The sequence below is a fragment of the Streptomyces nitrosporeus genome, assembly GCF_008704555.1.
GTDB lineage: Bacteria > Actinomycetota > Actinomycetes > Streptomycetales > Streptomycetaceae > Streptomyces > Streptomyces nitrosporeus.
This window is the reverse complement of sequence record NZ_CP023702.1, coordinates 6,185,069-6,200,022: the sequence shown is the minus strand read 5'-3', so window position 1 is coordinate 6,200,022 and position 14,954 is coordinate 6,185,069. Positions and strand designations below refer to the sequence as shown.

The 14,954-nt window shown below is 73.8% G+C and carries 10 protein-coding genes and 1 pseudogene; 3 read left to right on the top strand and 8 right to left on the bottom strand.

The window, feature by feature from the left end; genetic code table 11:
• Window positions 1-50 precede the first annotated feature (50 nt).
• Both CP967_RS27385 and CP967_RS27380 read right to left on the bottom strand, forming a co-directional pair.
• The gene (locus tag CP967_RS27385; protein ID WP_150490524.1) at window positions 51-677 is read right to left on the bottom strand and encodes an NUDIX domain-containing protein; all 627 of its coding nucleotides are present in this window, start codon (window positions 675-677) and stop codon (window positions 51-53) included.
• A gap of 76 nt (window positions 678-753) precedes the next feature.
• Window positions 754-2,424, bottom strand: coding sequence for a CTP synthase (locus CP967_RS27380; protein ID WP_150490523.1), 1,671 nt, complete (start codon window positions 2,422-2,424; stop codon window positions 754-756).
• Window positions 2,425-2,863: 439 nt separating this feature from the next.
• Between CP967_RS27380 and CP967_RS27375 the strand changes: the two genes are divergently transcribed.
• The gene (locus CP967_RS27375) at window positions 2,864-4,666 is read left to right on the top strand and encodes a glycoside hydrolase family 15 protein (RefSeq protein WP_150490522.1); all 1,803 of its coding nucleotides are present in this window, start codon (window positions 2,864-2,866) and stop codon (window positions 4,664-4,666) included.
• Window positions 4,667-4,961: 295 nt separating this feature from the next.
• Here CP967_RS27375 and CP967_RS27370 read toward each other — a convergent pair.
• Window positions 4,962-5,199 (bottom strand): annotated as a pseudogene (locus CP967_RS27370) (transposase); the annotation flags it as partial.
• 1,890 nt (window positions 5,200-7,089) lie between these two features.
• Here CP967_RS27370 and CP967_RS27360 point away from each other — a divergent pair.
• Complete coding sequence (locus CP967_RS27360) at window positions 7,090-8,745, top strand: PucR family transcriptional regulator (protein ID WP_150490520.1); 1,656 nt, start codon at window positions 7,090-7,092, stop codon at window positions 8,743-8,745.
• A 27-nt stretch (window positions 8,746-8,772) separates the two neighbouring features.
• Here CP967_RS27360 and CP967_RS27355 read toward each other — a convergent pair whose 3' ends face one another.
• The 5 genes from CP967_RS27355 to CP967_RS27335 form a co-directional block, all read right to left on the bottom strand.
• The gene (locus tag CP967_RS27355) at window positions 8,773-9,936 is read right to left on the bottom strand and encodes a glycosyltransferase family 4 protein (RefSeq protein ID WP_150490519.1); all 1,164 of its coding nucleotides are present in this window, start codon (window positions 9,934-9,936) and stop codon (window positions 8,773-8,775) included.
• A gap of 545 nt (window positions 9,937-10,481) precedes the next feature.
• On the bottom strand, window positions 10,482-12,227 hold the full coding sequence (gene recN / locus CP967_RS27350; RefSeq protein ID WP_150490518.1) for a DNA repair protein RecN: 1,746 nt from the start codon (window positions 12,225-12,227) through the stop codon (window positions 10,482-10,484).
• 166 nt (window positions 12,228-12,393) lie between these two features.
• On the bottom strand, window positions 12,394-13,323 hold the full coding sequence (locus CP967_RS27345) for an NAD kinase (protein ID WP_150492080.1): 930 nt from the start codon (window positions 13,321-13,323) through the stop codon (window positions 12,394-12,396).
• A gap of 35 nt (window positions 13,324-13,358) precedes the next feature.
• Window positions 13,359-14,174, bottom strand: a complete 816-nt coding sequence (locus tag CP967_RS27340) for a TlyA family RNA methyltransferase (protein ID WP_150490517.1) — start codon at window positions 14,172-14,174, stop codon at window positions 13,359-13,361.
• Between the two features lie 7 nt (window positions 14,175-14,181).
• Window positions 14,182-14,550 (bottom strand): hypothetical protein, encoded by a 369-nt coding sequence (locus CP967_RS27335; RefSeq protein WP_150490516.1) that lies wholly within the window; start codon window positions 14,548-14,550, stop codon window positions 14,182-14,184.
• A gap of 42 nt (window positions 14,551-14,592) precedes the next feature.
• Here CP967_RS27335 and CP967_RS27330 point away from each other — a divergent pair, with 42 nt between their 5' ends.
• Window positions 14,593-14,943 carry an SCP2 sterol-binding domain-containing protein gene (locus CP967_RS27330; RefSeq protein WP_150490515.1) on the top strand — a complete coding sequence of 117 codons (351 nt, stop codon included), beginning with the start codon at window positions 14,593-14,595 and terminating at the stop codon, window positions 14,941-14,943.
• Window positions 14,944-14,954 lie beyond the last annotated feature (11 nt).

Genomic DNA, 14,954 nt, shown 5'->3' with positions numbered 1-14,954 from the left:
TCGGCCGTGGCGTCCGCCCGCCGGGGGCGCCCGGCGGGCGGACGGGCCGGTCAGGCTTCGAACGGGCGGGCCGGCCACGGCGCCTCGGCCGGGCGCAGGGCGTCCGGCCCGTCGCCCGCGAGGGCCGCGGTGAGCGAGAGCACGCCCACGACCAGGCAGTTGTTGTGCAGGTCACCGGCGAGTACGCCCCGGACGAGCTCCGCGAGCGGCACCCTGGCCAGCTCCATGTCGGCCTCCTCCTCGGCGACGGCGTACCGCTCGCCCTCCGCCTCGGAGAGGTCCCGGGCCAGGAAGATGCGGACGGCCTCGTCGCAGCCGCCGGGGGTGGTGTAGACGTCGGTCAGCACCCGCCAGTCCTCGGCCTTGACGTGCGCCTCCTCGTACAGCTCCCGCTGTGCGGCGTGCAGCGGGTTCTCGCCGGGGACGTCGAGCAGTCCGGCCGGGATCTCCCAGAGCCTGTGGCGCACGGGGTGGCGGTACTGCCTCAGGACGATGACCCGGCCGTCCTCGTCGAGGGCCAGCACGGCGACGGAACCGGGATGGACCTGGTAGTCGCGGCTGTGAACGCTGCCGTCGGGCATCACCACGTCGTCGGTGCGGACGCTGGTCTTGTTCCCGGTGAAGGGGGTCACCGACGCGGTGACCTGCCACTCCTCGGGGGTGTCCTGGAAACCCATGTACGTCCTCCCACGAACGAACGAAGAACCGGGGCACGCATCCGTGAAGGATCCGTACCCCGGTCAACCGTATCGCCTACGCTTCGGTGCCCGTCCCGCGCGCCGCGGCCTGGCGCTCCACGGCCGCCTTCACCAGTCCGGCGAAGAGCGGGTGGGGGCGGGTCGGGCGGGAGCGCAGCTCCGGGTGGGCCTGGGTGGCGACCAGGTAGGGGTGGACCTCGCGCGGGTACTCGACGTACTCGACCAGCTTGTTGTCCGGGGAGGTGCCGGAGAAGACCAGTCCGGCCTTCTTCTCCAGCTCCGCGCGGTAGGCGTTGTTGACCTCGTAGCGGTGGCGGTGGCGCTCGTCGATGTAGGGCTCACCGGCGTACGCCTCGCGCACGACGGAGCCCTCGGCCAGCTTCGCCGGGTAGAGGCCGAGCCGCATGGTGCCGCCGAGGTCGCCGGCGCCCTCGACGTAGGCCAGCTGCTCCTCCATCGTCGAGATGACGGGGTGGGCGGTGGCGGCGTCGAACTCGGTGGAGTTGGCGTCGGGGATGCCGGCGAGGTTGCGGGCGGCCTCGATGACGATGCACTGCAGGCCGAGGCAGAGGCCGAGCAACGGCACCTTGTTCTCGCGGGCGTACTGGATGGCGCCGACCTTGCCGATCACACCGCGCTCGCCGAAGCCGCCGGGGATGCAGACGGCGTCGACGTCGCCGAGGGCCTTCTTCGCGCCGGCCGGGGTCTTGCAGTCGTCGGAGGCGACCCACTTGACCTTGACCCGGGCCTTGTTGGCGAAGCCGCCGGCCCGGATGGCCTCGGTGACCGAGAGGTAGGCGTCGGGCAGGTCGATGTACTTGCCGACCAGGGCGACGGTGACCTCGTGGTCGGGGTTGTGGACCCGGTCCAGCAGGTCGTCCCAGGTGGTCCAGTCGACGTCGCGGAACGGCAGGTCCAGCTTGCGGACGACGTAGGCGTCCAGGCCCTCGGTGTGCAGGACCTTCGGGATGTCGTAGATCGAACGGGCGTCCGGACAGGCCACCACGGCGGTCTCGTCGACGTCGCACATCAGCGAGATCTTGCGCTTGATGGCGGTCGGCACCTCGCGGTCGGCGCGCAGCACGATGGCGTCCGGCTGGATACCGATGTTGCGCAGGGCCGCGACGGAGTGCTGGGTGGGCTTGGTCTTCAGCTCACCGGACGGGCCGATGTAGGGCAGCAGCGAGATGTGGACGACGAAGACGTTGTCGCGGCCGACCTCGTGGCGGACCTGGCGGACCGTCTCCAGGAAGGGCAGCGACTCGATGTCGCCGACGGTGCCGCCGACCTCGGTGATGACGACGTCGACGTCGTCGGTCGCCATGCGGCGGATGCGGTGCTTGATCTCGTTGGTGATGTGCGGGATGACCTGGACGGTGTCGCCGAGGTACTCGCCGCGCCGCTCCTTGGCGATGACCTGCGAGTAGATCTGGCCGGTGGTGACGTTGGCCGAGCCGTCGAGGTCGACGTCGAGGAAGCGCTCGTAGTGGCCGATGTCCAGGTCGGTCTCGGCGCCGTCGTTGGTGACGAACACCTCACCGTGCTGGAAGGGGTTCATCGTGCCGGGGTCGACGTTGAGATAGGGGTCCAGCTTCTGCATGGTGACCCTGAGGCCACGCGCCTTGAGCAGGGCACCCAGGCTGGAGGCAGTCAGACCCTTGCCGAGGGAGGAGGCGACACCCCCGGTGACGAAGATGTGCTTGGTCGTCGTGGATGTGGGCTGCATAGCCAAAGGGGGCTCCCGTGGTCGCGATCGTGAGGTGCGTGCCGGCGTGCCGCGCGGATGTTTCCGGGGTGCCGTCGCTGCGGTTCGGGGGCCTCGTCCACTGTCGGGACGACCACCGGTCCACGGGCTACCAGGGTATCAGCGCCGGAGGGGGACTGCTTCCAGCCATCCCCTTCCCGGACCCGCCGCGCGGAAGGTCACAGGGTCCTCGCAGCCCCTTTACCTCATAATCACGCGGCGCGGACAACATATGACAGCGTCGCGCGGATCTTCCTGGTGCGTCGTATCCTGCTCGGACACTCGCTGCCGAGTCGGCCGGCCCAGCGGCACTACCCCAGACCGCTCATCCGCGCAAGAGCTCGTCGGTTCTCTTACAACGACCCCCCTGACCCGCAGTTAGCGCCCCACGGGGCGACTGGCCGTTCGACTGGAGATGCACGTGGCCGGGCGCATCGAGGATTACGCACTCATCGGAGACATGCAGACCGCCGCCCTGGTCTGCCGGGACGGGACAGCAGACTGGCTGTGCCTGCCCCGCTTCGACTCGCATGCCATTTTCGCCGGGCTCCTCGGCACCGAGGAGCACGGTTTCTGGCGGCTGGGACCCGCCCGTCCGGAGGGGGCCGAGCCGCCGGCCGCCGACCGGCGCCGATATCGCGGCAACTCACTCGTCCTGGAGTCCGAATGGGACACCCCGCGCGGCACGGTCCGGGTGACCGATTTCATGCCGCCGCGTGACGGCGCCCCGCAGCTGATCCGGATCGTGGAGGGCGTCAGTGGCCGGGTGCCGGTCCGCTCGGAGCTGCGGATGCGTTTCAGCTACGGGCGGGTCGTCCCCTGGGTCCACAAGGTGGACGGCCGTACGGTCGCCGTCGCGGGCCCCGACTCGGTGTGGCTGGACACCCGGGCCGAGACGTACGGGAAGGACCTGACGACGTACTCGGACTTCACCGTCTCCCCCGGCGACCGGATCGCGTTCACGATCAGCTGGCAGCCCTCGCACCACGAGCCGCCCGCCCTGCCGGACCCCGAGGGGGCCCTGGAGGCGACGGAGCAGTTCTGGAACGAGTGGGTCGATCAGTGCACCTACCACGGCCCCTACCGGGAGGCGGTGGTCCGTTCGCTGATCACCCTGAAGGCGCTCACCTACGCGCCGACCGGCGGCATCGTGGCGGCTCCGACGACGTCGCTGCCGGAGGACCTCGGCGGGTCGCGCAACTGGGACTACCGCTACACCTGGCTGCGGGACGCGGCGATCACCCTGTCCTCGCTGCTGCGCACCGGCTACCGCGAGGAGGCCCGCGCCTGGCGTGAGTGGCTGCTGAGGGCGGTCGCCGGCGACCCGGAGAACCTGCAGATCATGTACGGGATCGCTGGTGAGCGCGAACTCGGGGAGGCGGAGCTGGACTGGCTGCCCGGTTACGAGAACTCCACCCCGGTCCGGGTCGGCAACGGCGCCGCGAACCAGCTCCAGCTCGATGTGTACGGCGAGGTCATCGAGGCGCTGCACCTGGCGCACATGACGGGGCTGACCCGCAACGACTACGCGATGGGGCTCCAGCTGAGGCTGATCGAGTACCTGGAGAAGCACTGGGAGGAGCCGGACGAGGGCATCTGGGAGGTCCGCGGGCCGCGCCGGCACTTCGTGCACTCCAAGGTGATGGCCTGGGTCGCGGTGGACCGGACGATCAGGCTGATCGAGGCCGGGGACACCGAGGGCCCGCTGGACCGGTGGTACCGGCTGCGCGACGACATCCACCGCGATGTCTGCGAGCGGGGGTACGACCCGGAGCGCAACACCTTCACCCAGTCCTACGGTTCCAAGGAGCTGGACGCGTCGCTGCTGCTGATCCCGCAGGTGGGCTTCCTGCCGCCGGACGACAAGCGGGTCATCGGGACGATCGAGGCGATCCAGCGGGAGCTGTCCACCGAGGACGGGTTCGTGCTGCGCTACCCCACCGACGGCGAGGCGGCCGGGGTGGACGGTCTGGCGGGCGACGAGGGCGCGTTCCTGGCCTGTTCGTTCTGGCTGGCGGACGACCTGGCGATGATCGGACGGGTCGACGAGGCCCGGCAGCTCTTCGAGAAGCTGCTGTCGCTGCGCAACGACCTGGGTCTGCTGGCGGAGGAGTGGGACTCCCGGCTGCAACGGCAGGTGGGCAACTTCCCGCAGGCCTTCAGCCATGTCCCGCTGATCGACACGGCACTGCGGCTGACGGCGAGCGGCGCCTACGTCGGCTGAGCGGCCCCGCCGGGGAGCGTGACCGGGTCCCGGCCGAGGCTGCCGCCCCCGCCAGCCCCCGCCGGGACCCGCCGGCGGGGGCAGGCGGGTTTCCGGCCGCTTCACCGTGAGGCGCGCGCACGCTCACGGTGGAGGGTGTGCACGGGCAGCGGGGACTCCTCCGCGTCCGCCCTTTCGCGGAACTGCTCCGCGTCCGCCCCTTCGCGGGGCTCCTCCGCGCCCGCCCTTTCATGGGACTCCTCCGTCCGGTCGGACTCGTGCCGCAGGAGGCTGTCGAGCCGGTCGAGGAGGCCGTCGGCCCGCCAGCGTGCGAAGTAGCCGTAGACACTCTGCCAGGGCGGGAAGTCGTGCGGCAGATAGCGCCAGGGGATGCCGGTCCGCTCGACGTACAGGATGGCGTCCATCAGCCTCCTCAGGTCGTGGGTGGGCCGGCGGATACCGGCCCGGTCACGGCGCCATGCCTCCAGGGCGGGGCGGATGCGTTCCCAGCGGGCGTCGGACAGGTCGCTGGGATAGGACGAGCGGGATCGCATACTGCCGGGATACCGGTGCGGGCGGTTGCCCGGAAGGGCGTGTGGGGGGTTGCCGGGGGGCTTTTACCGAAAGCCTCACTCCAACTGCTCGCAGCGAGGTAATTGAGACAGGCCATTCCCTGCCCGATGCTGCCCCGCCACCCACCCGGCGGCCCGGCAGGGACACTCCGGGAAGAAAAAACATTTCCCCGGAGCGGTCGGAGCCCGAAACGACGGCAAGACCTCCCGGGAACAAATAAAACAGCGGCCCGCACGGCACCCCCCTTCGGTTTCGGCAACGGGGTGAGGAAGTTCCGCCCAATTACGGGAGAACCCGCCCGGGTGCTCGACTGCCTCCTGCTTTCGATGGTTGTCCGACATGCAACGGGCAAAGGGTTTTCCGACCCCCGGTTCCCGTCGGCCGGGCGCGCGGCGGGGACGCGGCGCGCCCGCGAGACGGAGAACGCCCGCATCCTGACCTGCACACGGCCGTTCCGGCAAGACACCGCGTCCGCCACCGCCCGGGGGCGGGCGCGGCCTTTCGCCGGCACAGGGCCGGCACGTGCCGGCCGGGCGGGGATTACCATCTGCGGGCCCGTGGCACCGGCCCGCTTCATACGGGCGCGGCGTTTTGCCGCCCCGGTCACGGGCCGGCGAAGAGGTCCTCCGCATCTCGCGTCGCCGACACCCCGGAAGAGTTCCCGTTCCCGCCCGTCTGTACGTCCCACAGATTTTCGGGTGGACCGGAAGGCGAAACGGAAATTAACTCCCCGGATAAACCGCCTAAGTAATACTTTTCATCCGGCGGGCTCTCCTGGTTACCCCGGCCGAAAAGGTGGGCACATTGGTTACGAGCAAGGAGATGAATCCGGGAGTTCATTCGTCTGGATGCTGAGCGACGCGCCCCGCCGGACGAAGACCCGGACCCACGGACCATCTCACCCGATGACACCGCGCGCCTCGGCCACAAAACGGCTGTCGCCGGGCGCGACGTGCAGGACTACGGCACCGGGAGGCACCATGGCTTCACCCTCAGCGGCCCATTCCACGACCGTCCCCGCGCAGGCTTCCCGGACGCCTGACGGCGCGGACGCTCCCGATCCCACGACTGTTCCCGGACCCTCGTGCGAGCCCCCTCCTGAAGAACCCACGGAGCCGCCGCCCGGACCCCAGGGCCCTCCCGGCCCTCAGGGCCCTCCCGGTCCGCAGGGGGCCCCCGGGCCCCAGGGAGTGCCCGGCCGCACGGGGAACACCGGTCCCGCCGGCCCCACGGGACCTGCGGGCGGGACCGGGCCGGCGGGTCCGGCCGGTCCCGCCGGCCCGGAAGGGCCGCCCGGTCCGCGGGGTCCTCGCGGGTCGGAAGGCCCGCCCGGCCGCGTCGGTCCGTCCGGTCCGCCCGGACCCGAAGGCCCCCAGGGGCCGGAAGGCGGCGAGGGCCCGCAGGGGCGGGACGGCAGGGACGGGAAGCCCGGTGCCCACGGGCTGCCGGGGGCCGACGGCCGTGAAGGTCCCTCCGGCCCCCGCGGCCCCCAGGGGCCGCAGGGTGAGCAGGGGCCGGTCGGTCCCGCCGGCTCCCGTGGCCCCAGGGGCCCGCAGGGCGACCCCGGTGATCCGCCCAGCCGGGAGTACCTGCGCCAGCTCATCAATGAGTGCCTCGCCGAGCTCGGCTTCTGTACATCCGTCTGATCCTGGGCCGTCGGCGCGACGGCTCGTCCATGACGCCGGCGGGCGGGCCGGTTCCTCCCGCCCGCCGGTTCCCCGCGCCCGGCACCGCGCCCGCGCCCCGCCCTCCGGCGGCATCCGGAAGGCGGCCGTCACCGGCGGGGCCCGGTGGTGGTGTGACGCGGCCGTCTCCGGCCCGGTAGCGTCCGGCCGACAGCTGGAGCGAGTGGAAGCACGAGGCCGCGGCCGGTGGGGACAGAGGGCGGGATCACGGTACGGCGGGCGCTGGAGCTGCCGGGGCTGCGCGTGGGGCTGCCGGAGGTGGTGGCGTCGGCCGAGGGGCTGGACCGGATGGTGCGCTGGGTCCACGCGGGTGAGGCCCCGAACCTTCCGGCCCTGCTGAAGGGCGGCGAACTGCTGCTGACGACGGGGCTGGGCATCGGTACGCGGCCCGCCGACCAGCGCGCGTACGTACGCCGGCTGGCGGACCGGGGCATCGCGGCCCTGGTGGTGGAGCTGGGGCCGCGCTTCGGACGGCTGCCGGGGGCGCTCGTCGACGCCGCGCGCACAACGGGTCTGCCGCTGGTGCAGCTGCATCGCGAGGTGCCCTTCGTCGCGGTCACCGAGGAGATCCACACGGAGATCGTCAACGGCCACTACGCGCTGCTGCGACGGGCCGAGGAGGTGCATCTGCGCTGCACCCGGGCGGTGCTCGGCGGGGGTGGCGCGGCCCAGGTGCTGGAGATCCTCGCGGACTTCACCGGCAATCCGGCCTTCCTGGAGACCGCGGACGGCAGGCTGCTGTACGCGGCGGCGCCGGGGGCCGGGGCGCGTGCGGCGGGGGAACGGCGGGCCGGTCCGGACGGTGCCGGTCCGCTCCAGGTCGGGGAGGGGCTGCGGGGCGGCCGGGAGGCGCGTGAGGCGCCGCCGGCCGGGGCGGTCCTGGTGGAGGTGCCGGGCGGGGGCGCCGGTGGTGGGGCGGTGCGGGCCAGGCTGGTGCTGCTCGCCGTGGCCGTACCGACGGCGGCGGTGCACCGGATGGCGGCCGAGCGGGCGGCGGAACTGCTGGCGGTGGTGCTGATGCAGGCCCGGCAGGAGGAGGAGCTGGCGGCACGGGGGCGGGGTGACTTCCTGACCGATCTGGCCGAGGGGCGCGTCGCGTCCCGGGACGCGCCCGCGCAGGCCGGGGTGCTGGGGTTCAGGCCGGGGTGTGATCCGCTGCTGCCGGTGGTGATGCGGCTGGCCCCCGAGGCGGGGCCTTCGGGCGGCTGGTCGCAGCTGGCCCGTGCGGTGACGCGGGAGCTGGCGGCCGTGGGCACGCCGGTGCTGCTGGGGGTGCGCCCCGCCGAGGGCAAGGTGCTGGTGCTGCTGGCGCTCCGCCCGGGTGCGGACCGTACCGCGCAGGCCGGCCGGGCCGCCGCGGCGCTGCGGGCCGGCGTGGAGCGGGCGGGGCTGGAGCGGGCCGGAGGCCGGGCGCCGGTGGTGGTGGCCGGTGCCACGGGCGGCTGGGAGTCGGTGGGGGCCGGGCTGCGGCACGCGGCGGAGGCGGCCCGGGCCGCGCAGGGGCTGCCGGAGCGGCCGTGGCACGACGCGCGGCGGCTGGATGTGGACCTGTTGCTGTGGCGGCTGCGGGACCATCCGGATCTGGCGGCGTTCGTGGACCGGACGATCGGCCCGCTGCTCGCACACGACCGGACCTCGCGCCCCGCGCTGCTGCCCACGCTGGAGGCGTACGTCGCCCACACGGGCCGCAAGGCGGAGACGGCACGCGGTCTCCATCTCAACCGGCAGACGCTCTACAACCGGCTGGCCCGCATCGGGGAGCTGCTCGGCACCGATCTGGACGACCCGCAGACGGTACTGGCGCTGAGTCTGGCCCTGCGCGCCCGCCGCCACACGGCCTGAGCGGCGTACGGTCGGGGCCCGCCGTCCTCAGGGGCGGGTCAGCTCGTCGTAGACGGACAGCACATGGGCGACGGAGTCCTCCTCGGTGGGCCGGCCCGCTGCCTGCCGCCGCCCCGCCTCGGCGAGCCGCTCCCGCTGGTCCGGGTCGTCCAGGAGCCGTACGACGGCGGCGGCCAGCGCCCCGGCGTCCTCGTCCGGCACCAGCACGGCGGCCGGGCCGGCCAGGTCGCGCAGGGGGTGGGACGCGGCGGCGACCAGGGGGACCCCGAGCCGCAGCGCGTCCTGGGCGAGGCCGGGCCGGGTCTCCCGGCTGCCGGGCAGGACGACGACGTCGGCGGCGGCGAGGAGTTCACCGAGGCCGTGTCCAGGGCCGTGCCCGTGCCCAGGGTCATGCCCGTGCCCAGGGTCATGCCCGTGCACGTGCCCAGGAGCGGGGCCGTCCTCAGGAGCGGGCCCGTCTTCGGGGCCGTGCCCGGCGAGGACCACCGGCAGCTCCTCGTCCGCCACCCGGCGCCGGAGGGACTCGCTCCCCTCCCCCACGACGGCCAGCAGGGGCACGGGCTCCCGTTCGCGCCACAGGCGGACGGCGTCCAGCAGTGTGCCGAGGCCGCGGCCCGGTCCGGCGGGCCCGGCCGAGACCACTAACGGCCGCCCCACCGCACCCAGTTCGGCGCGCACCTTGCCGTCGTGGACGAGAGGGGGCCGGCCCGCCGGGACCGGGGTGGGCGCGAGCCTGGCGTCCCGGGCCCCGCACCGGCGGGCCCGGTCGACGAGTTCCGGGGACGTACCGAGCACAACGGCCGCCGCACGTACGGCCCTTCGCTCCAACAGGTGGCGCAGTCCACGCACTCCCCCGGCGTGGCCCCGCGTGTGCCAGGTCACCACCAGCGGGGTGCTGCGGCCGCTCAGCGCGAGCCCGGCGCGCACGGCGGCGTGCAGGCCGTGCGCGTGGACCACGTCCGCGTCCGCGCAGGCGGCCCGCAGGGCGGCCACGGCGAGGGGGTCACCGCGCCGGGGCACGGGGCTGAAACGGACGCCGGCACCGGGGATCGTGCGGGTGTGCTCGCCCCCGGCCGGGGCGCAGACGGTGACCTGCACCCCCCGCGCGGCCAGGCCCGTGACGAGCGGGGCGACGTGAGCGCTGCTCACGGCACCGCCGCCCAGGACTTGGACCGTACGCAGCTGTGACACGTCGAGGGGCTCCGGAGTAGGCGGGGAAGGGGCGGGGCCGTCGGTGGGACGGACGGGGAACGGCGAAGGGAAGTGCTGTGCCCAGGATGCCAGTCCGTACGCGCGTTCCGGGACCGGCGAAACGTTCTTGCCCCACACGCGACGGCAGCCGATCGGCCCACCTCGCCCTTTCGAGTGAGACAGTCACCAAGAGTTGACATGCAGGGGTGGCCTGGCGGCATTCCACGCCGGGCGCGGTCCGGCCGTTGCGGTGAGGCCCGGCCCCCGGTGAAGTCTCCGGTCCTCCGGCCTCCGCTCTCCGGTGAGGTCCCGGCTCCCGGCTCCCGGCTCCCGGCTCCCGGTGAAGCCTCCGGCCGGCGCGAACGGGCCGGGCGTACGGGAGGCCCGCCGAGGCGCCCACGCCCCGGGCCCGCACCGGGTCCCGCGCTCGATGCCACGCCCGGGGGCACACCCGCCGCCCCGGGCCCGCCGCCTGTTCCGGGCGGGCGGCGGACACCGGGCGGCCGGAGTCAAGGGCCGGGCACCGGACGGCGGGCGCCAGGGGATCAGGCGTCCGCGCGGGCGGTCTCCAGCAGCTCCTCGGCATGGGCGCGGGCCGTCTCCGAGTCCTCCTGGCCGGCCAGCATCCGGGACAGTTCCCGTACCCGGTCCTCGCCCTCCAGGACCTTGACGCCGCTCCTGGTGACCGATCCGTCCACCGTCTTCTCGACCAGCAGCTGCCGGTCGGCGAAGGCGGCCACCTGCGGCAGGTGCGTGACCACCACGACCTGCGCGGAACGGGCCAGCTTGGCCAGCCGGCGGCCCACCTCGACGGCAGCCTTGCCGCCGACGCCCGCGTCGACCTCGTCGAAGAGGTAGGTCGGCACGGGGTCGGAGCCCGCGAAGACCACCTCGACGGCGAGCATCACCCGGGAGAGCTCACCGCCCGACGCCCCCTTGGCGATCGGCCGCGGCGGGGCGCCGGGGTGCGGAGCCAGCAGGAGTTCGACCTCGTCCGCCCCGGCCGGCCCGTAGACGACGCTGCGCCCGCCGACGTCGATGCCGGACGCCTCGTCCGCGGCCTCCGTCTGCCGGACGGCGAAGGAGACCCGGGCGTGCGGCATCGCGAGCGAGGCCAGCTCCTCGGTCACCGCACCGGCGAAGCGGGCGGCGGCCTCGGTGCGGGCGTCGGTCAGCGCCTGGGCCAGTCCGGAGAGTTCGCCGCGCAGCGCGTCGCGTTCCGCGGTGAGTTCGCCGATCCGGTCGTCGTCGCCCTCCAGCTCGGTCAGCCGGCTCGCGCTCTCCCGGGACCAGGTGAGGACGGCGGAGATGTCCTGGCCGTACTTGCGGGTGAGCGCCGTGAGCGCGGCGCGGCGCTCCTCGACGGCGGCGAGCCGCAGCGGGTCGGCGTCCAACTGGTCGGCGTAACCGGCGAGTTCCCCGGCGACGTCGGCGAGCAGGATGGAGATCTCCCCGGTGCGGTCGGCGAGCGCGGCCAGCGCCGGGTCGTGGGCGCGTACGGCGTCCAGGGCCCGCCCGGCGGCCGCGACGACCGTGGTGGCGTCCAGTCCTTCGGCGTCCTCCGGGTTGCCCGCCAGGGCCTCGTGCGCGAGGGCCGCGGCGGAGGCCAGGGCTTCGGCGTGGCCGAGCCGTTCGGCCTCGGCGGCGAGTTCGGTGTCCTCGCCGGGCAGCGGTTCGACGGCGGCGATCTCGTCCAGGCCGAAGCGCAGCAGGTCGGCTTCCTGGGCGCGTTCCCTGGCCCGGGTGGTGAGCTCGTCCAGCTCCGCCGCGACCGCCCGCAGCCGCCGGTAGGCGGCCGTGTACGCGACGAGCGGGACGGCCACGCCGTCACCGGCGTACCGGTCGAGTGCCTGCCGCTGCCGGGCGGCCTTGAGCAGCCCCTGCTGGTCGGTCTGGCCGTGCACGGCGACGAGTTCGTCGGCGAGTTCGGTCAGTACCCCGATGGGCACGGATCTGCCGCCGAGGTGGGCCCGGGAGCGGCCTTCGGCCGAGACGGTGCGGCTGACGATCAGCGTCCCGTCCTCGATCTCGCCCCCGGCCTCCTCGGCGCGCAGCGCGGCCGCGTCACCCGGCCGCACCGTGATCCGGCCCTCCACGAGGGCGGCCTTGGCACCGAGACGCACCAGCGCGGGGTCGGCACGCCCGCCGAGCAGCAGCCCGAGGCTGGTCACGACCATGGTCTTGCCCGCGCCGGTCTCACCCGTCACCGCGGTGAAGCCGGGTGACAGCTCCACCACCGCGTCGTCGATGACTCCGAGCGACCGTATCCGCATCTCCTCCAACACGGACATGACCTTACGAGGTCCGGGGCCCGGCGCGCTAACGGCCTCGCCCGCGACAGGGGCGGACCGGCGGACGGCTCCGCGCCCCGGGCGCGGGGAGCGGGGCCGTGGCGGCCCGCCGGAGGACATGGCCCCGGCGGGCCGCGCGCACAGGATCCTCACAACCGGCCGGTGGTCAGTTCGGCGCGCCCCGCCAGCCCTGTACGGGCAGGGCGAACTTGGCGACCAGCCGGTCCGTGAAGGACGCCCGGTGCAGCCGGGCGAGCCGTACCGGTACGGCTCCGCGGCGCACCTCGACCCGTGCCCCGGCGGGCAGTTCGACGGTCCTGCGGCCGTCGCACCACAGGACGCCGTGCGGGGTGTGCGGCTGGACCTCGACGGCCAGTACGGACGTGGGCGAGGTCACCAGCGGCTTGGCGAAGAGGGCGTGGGCGCTGATGGGCACCATCAGCAGCGCCTCGACCTCGGGCCAGACGACGGGGCCGCCCGCGGAGAAGGCGTAGGCGGTCGAGCCGGTGGGGGTGGCGCAGACGATGCCGTCGCAGCCGAAGCCGGTCACCGGGCGGCCGTCGATCTCCAGCACCACCTCCAGCATCCGCTCGGGGGACACCTTCTGCACGGCCGCCTCGTTGAGCGCCCAGTCGGTGTGCACGATGTCGCCGTTGCTGTGGACGAGGACGTCGATGGTCATGCGTTCCTCGACCTGGTAGGCCCGGGTGACGACCCGGTCGACGACCTGGTCCAGGTCGTCGCGTTCGGCCTCGGCGAGGAATCCGACGCGTCCCAGGTTGACGCCGAGCATGGGCACCCCGGAGGCGCGGGAGATCTCGGCGCCCCGCAGCAGGGTGCCGTCCCCGCCGAGCACGATCAGCAGCTCGCAGCCGTCGACCACGGCGGGTGTGACGTCGGTGACCGTCTGCACGGACGGCGGGAGCGGCAGGTCCTGGGCCTCCACGGCCAGCACCCGGACCCCCAGGCCGTTCCGGAGCAGGCCCTGGACGACGAGTTCGGCGCTGCGGACGGCGGCCGGGCGGCCGGTGTGCGCCAGCAGGAAGACGGTCCGCTTCCCGTCGTCCTCCCGCCCCCCGCCCCTCGTCGTCTCCACCGCGTCCGCCGTGTTCTCGTGTGCTGTTCGTGTCGTCAACGAGGCCCCTCCGCCACTGCGCGATCGACATCCGCGGGATCCGGTTCGGGTGCTCCGGCCCGCAGCCACAGGAAGTACTCGACGTTCCCCGACGGTCCGGGCAGTGGGCTCGCGGTGACTCCGAGCACCCCCAGCCCGAGCTGCCAGGCCCGGCGGGCCACGTCCCGTACGGCTTCGGCACGCAGTTCGGGGCTGCGTACCACTCCGCCGCTGCCGAGGCGTTCCTTGCCCACCTCGAACTGCGGCTTGACCATGAGTACCAGGTCCGCGCCCGGGGCGGTACAGCGCGCGAGGGCGGGCAGCACGAGGCCGAGGGGGATGAACGACAGGTCGCCGACCACCAGGTCGACCGGCTGCCCGTCGATCTGTTCGAGCGTCAGCTCACGTACGTTGGTGCGGTCCTTGACGGTGACGCGTGCGTCGGACTGCAGTGACCAGGCGAGTTGCCCGTAGCCGACGTCGACGGCGACGACATGGCCGGCTCCGGCTCTCAGCAGTACGTCGGTGAAGCCTCCGGTCGACGCCCCGGCGTCCAGCGCCCGCCGGCCCTCGACCTCCAGCCCACGGGGGACGAAGGCGGCGAGGGCGCCCGCCAGCTTGTGCCCGCCGCGGGAGACGTACTCGGGGTCGCTGTCGTCCTTGACGACGACGAGTGCCGCACTGGTCTCGACCTGGGTGGCGGGTTTGGTCGCCGTGCTGCCGCCGACGGTCACCCGCCCCGCCGCGATCAGCTGGCTCGCGTGCTCGCGTGAGCGGGCCAGCTTGCGGCGCACCAGTTCGGCGTCGAGGCGGCGTCGTGCCACTCCTGCCACGTTCGGTTCAGCTCCTGTTGTCGTACGGAGGCGTCGGTGAGGGTGCGGGCCGGGCGTCCAGCGCGGTCAGCTCGTCGCGCAGCCCACGGTGTACATCCTCGTACACCTCGATGTGTCCGTGGGCCGCGAGGTGGTCGGCGTCGGCCAGCCGTTCCAGCCGCGCGTCCACCCCGGCGTGCCCGGTGGGGGTGCGCGGGACGCCGAGCGGAGCGGGCGGCGCCGGTTCGTGGGAGGGAGCGGGGGCGGGCGCCTCCTCGGCCCCGGGGGCGCCCGGGGGCCCGGGGGCCGTGGCGCGGGGGGCCGCCGGGGGCGCGTGGCTCCCGGTCCCGGGTGCGGCCTCGGGCGTCGTCGCCGGCTCGGGCGTCCAGTCGCTCATGCGGGAACGCTACCTTCCGGAGCCGGTGTACCGTCGGTGACGATGGCGACCTTGGAGGAGTGCCGCGGCGCACTCGACACACTTTCCGGCAATCTCGCGGCGGCCGACGGCGACGTACGCGGCGCGGCCGCTCTCGACCGTTCGCTGAGCTGCCACATCAGGGATCTGGACGTCACGTTCACCGGGCGGCTGTCGGACGGCCGGATCCTGGTGCTGGACACGCTCCAGGGGCCGCCCCGGAGCAGGGCCGAGATCCGGCTGGCGATGACCGGCGACGACCTGGTGGCCCTGGTGGGCGGCGAGCTCGACTTCCCGAAGGCCTGGGCCTCGGGCCGGGTCCGGCTGGAGGCGGGCTTCCGTGACCTGCTGAGACTGAAGTCCCTGCTGCGCTGACGCCCCGGCGG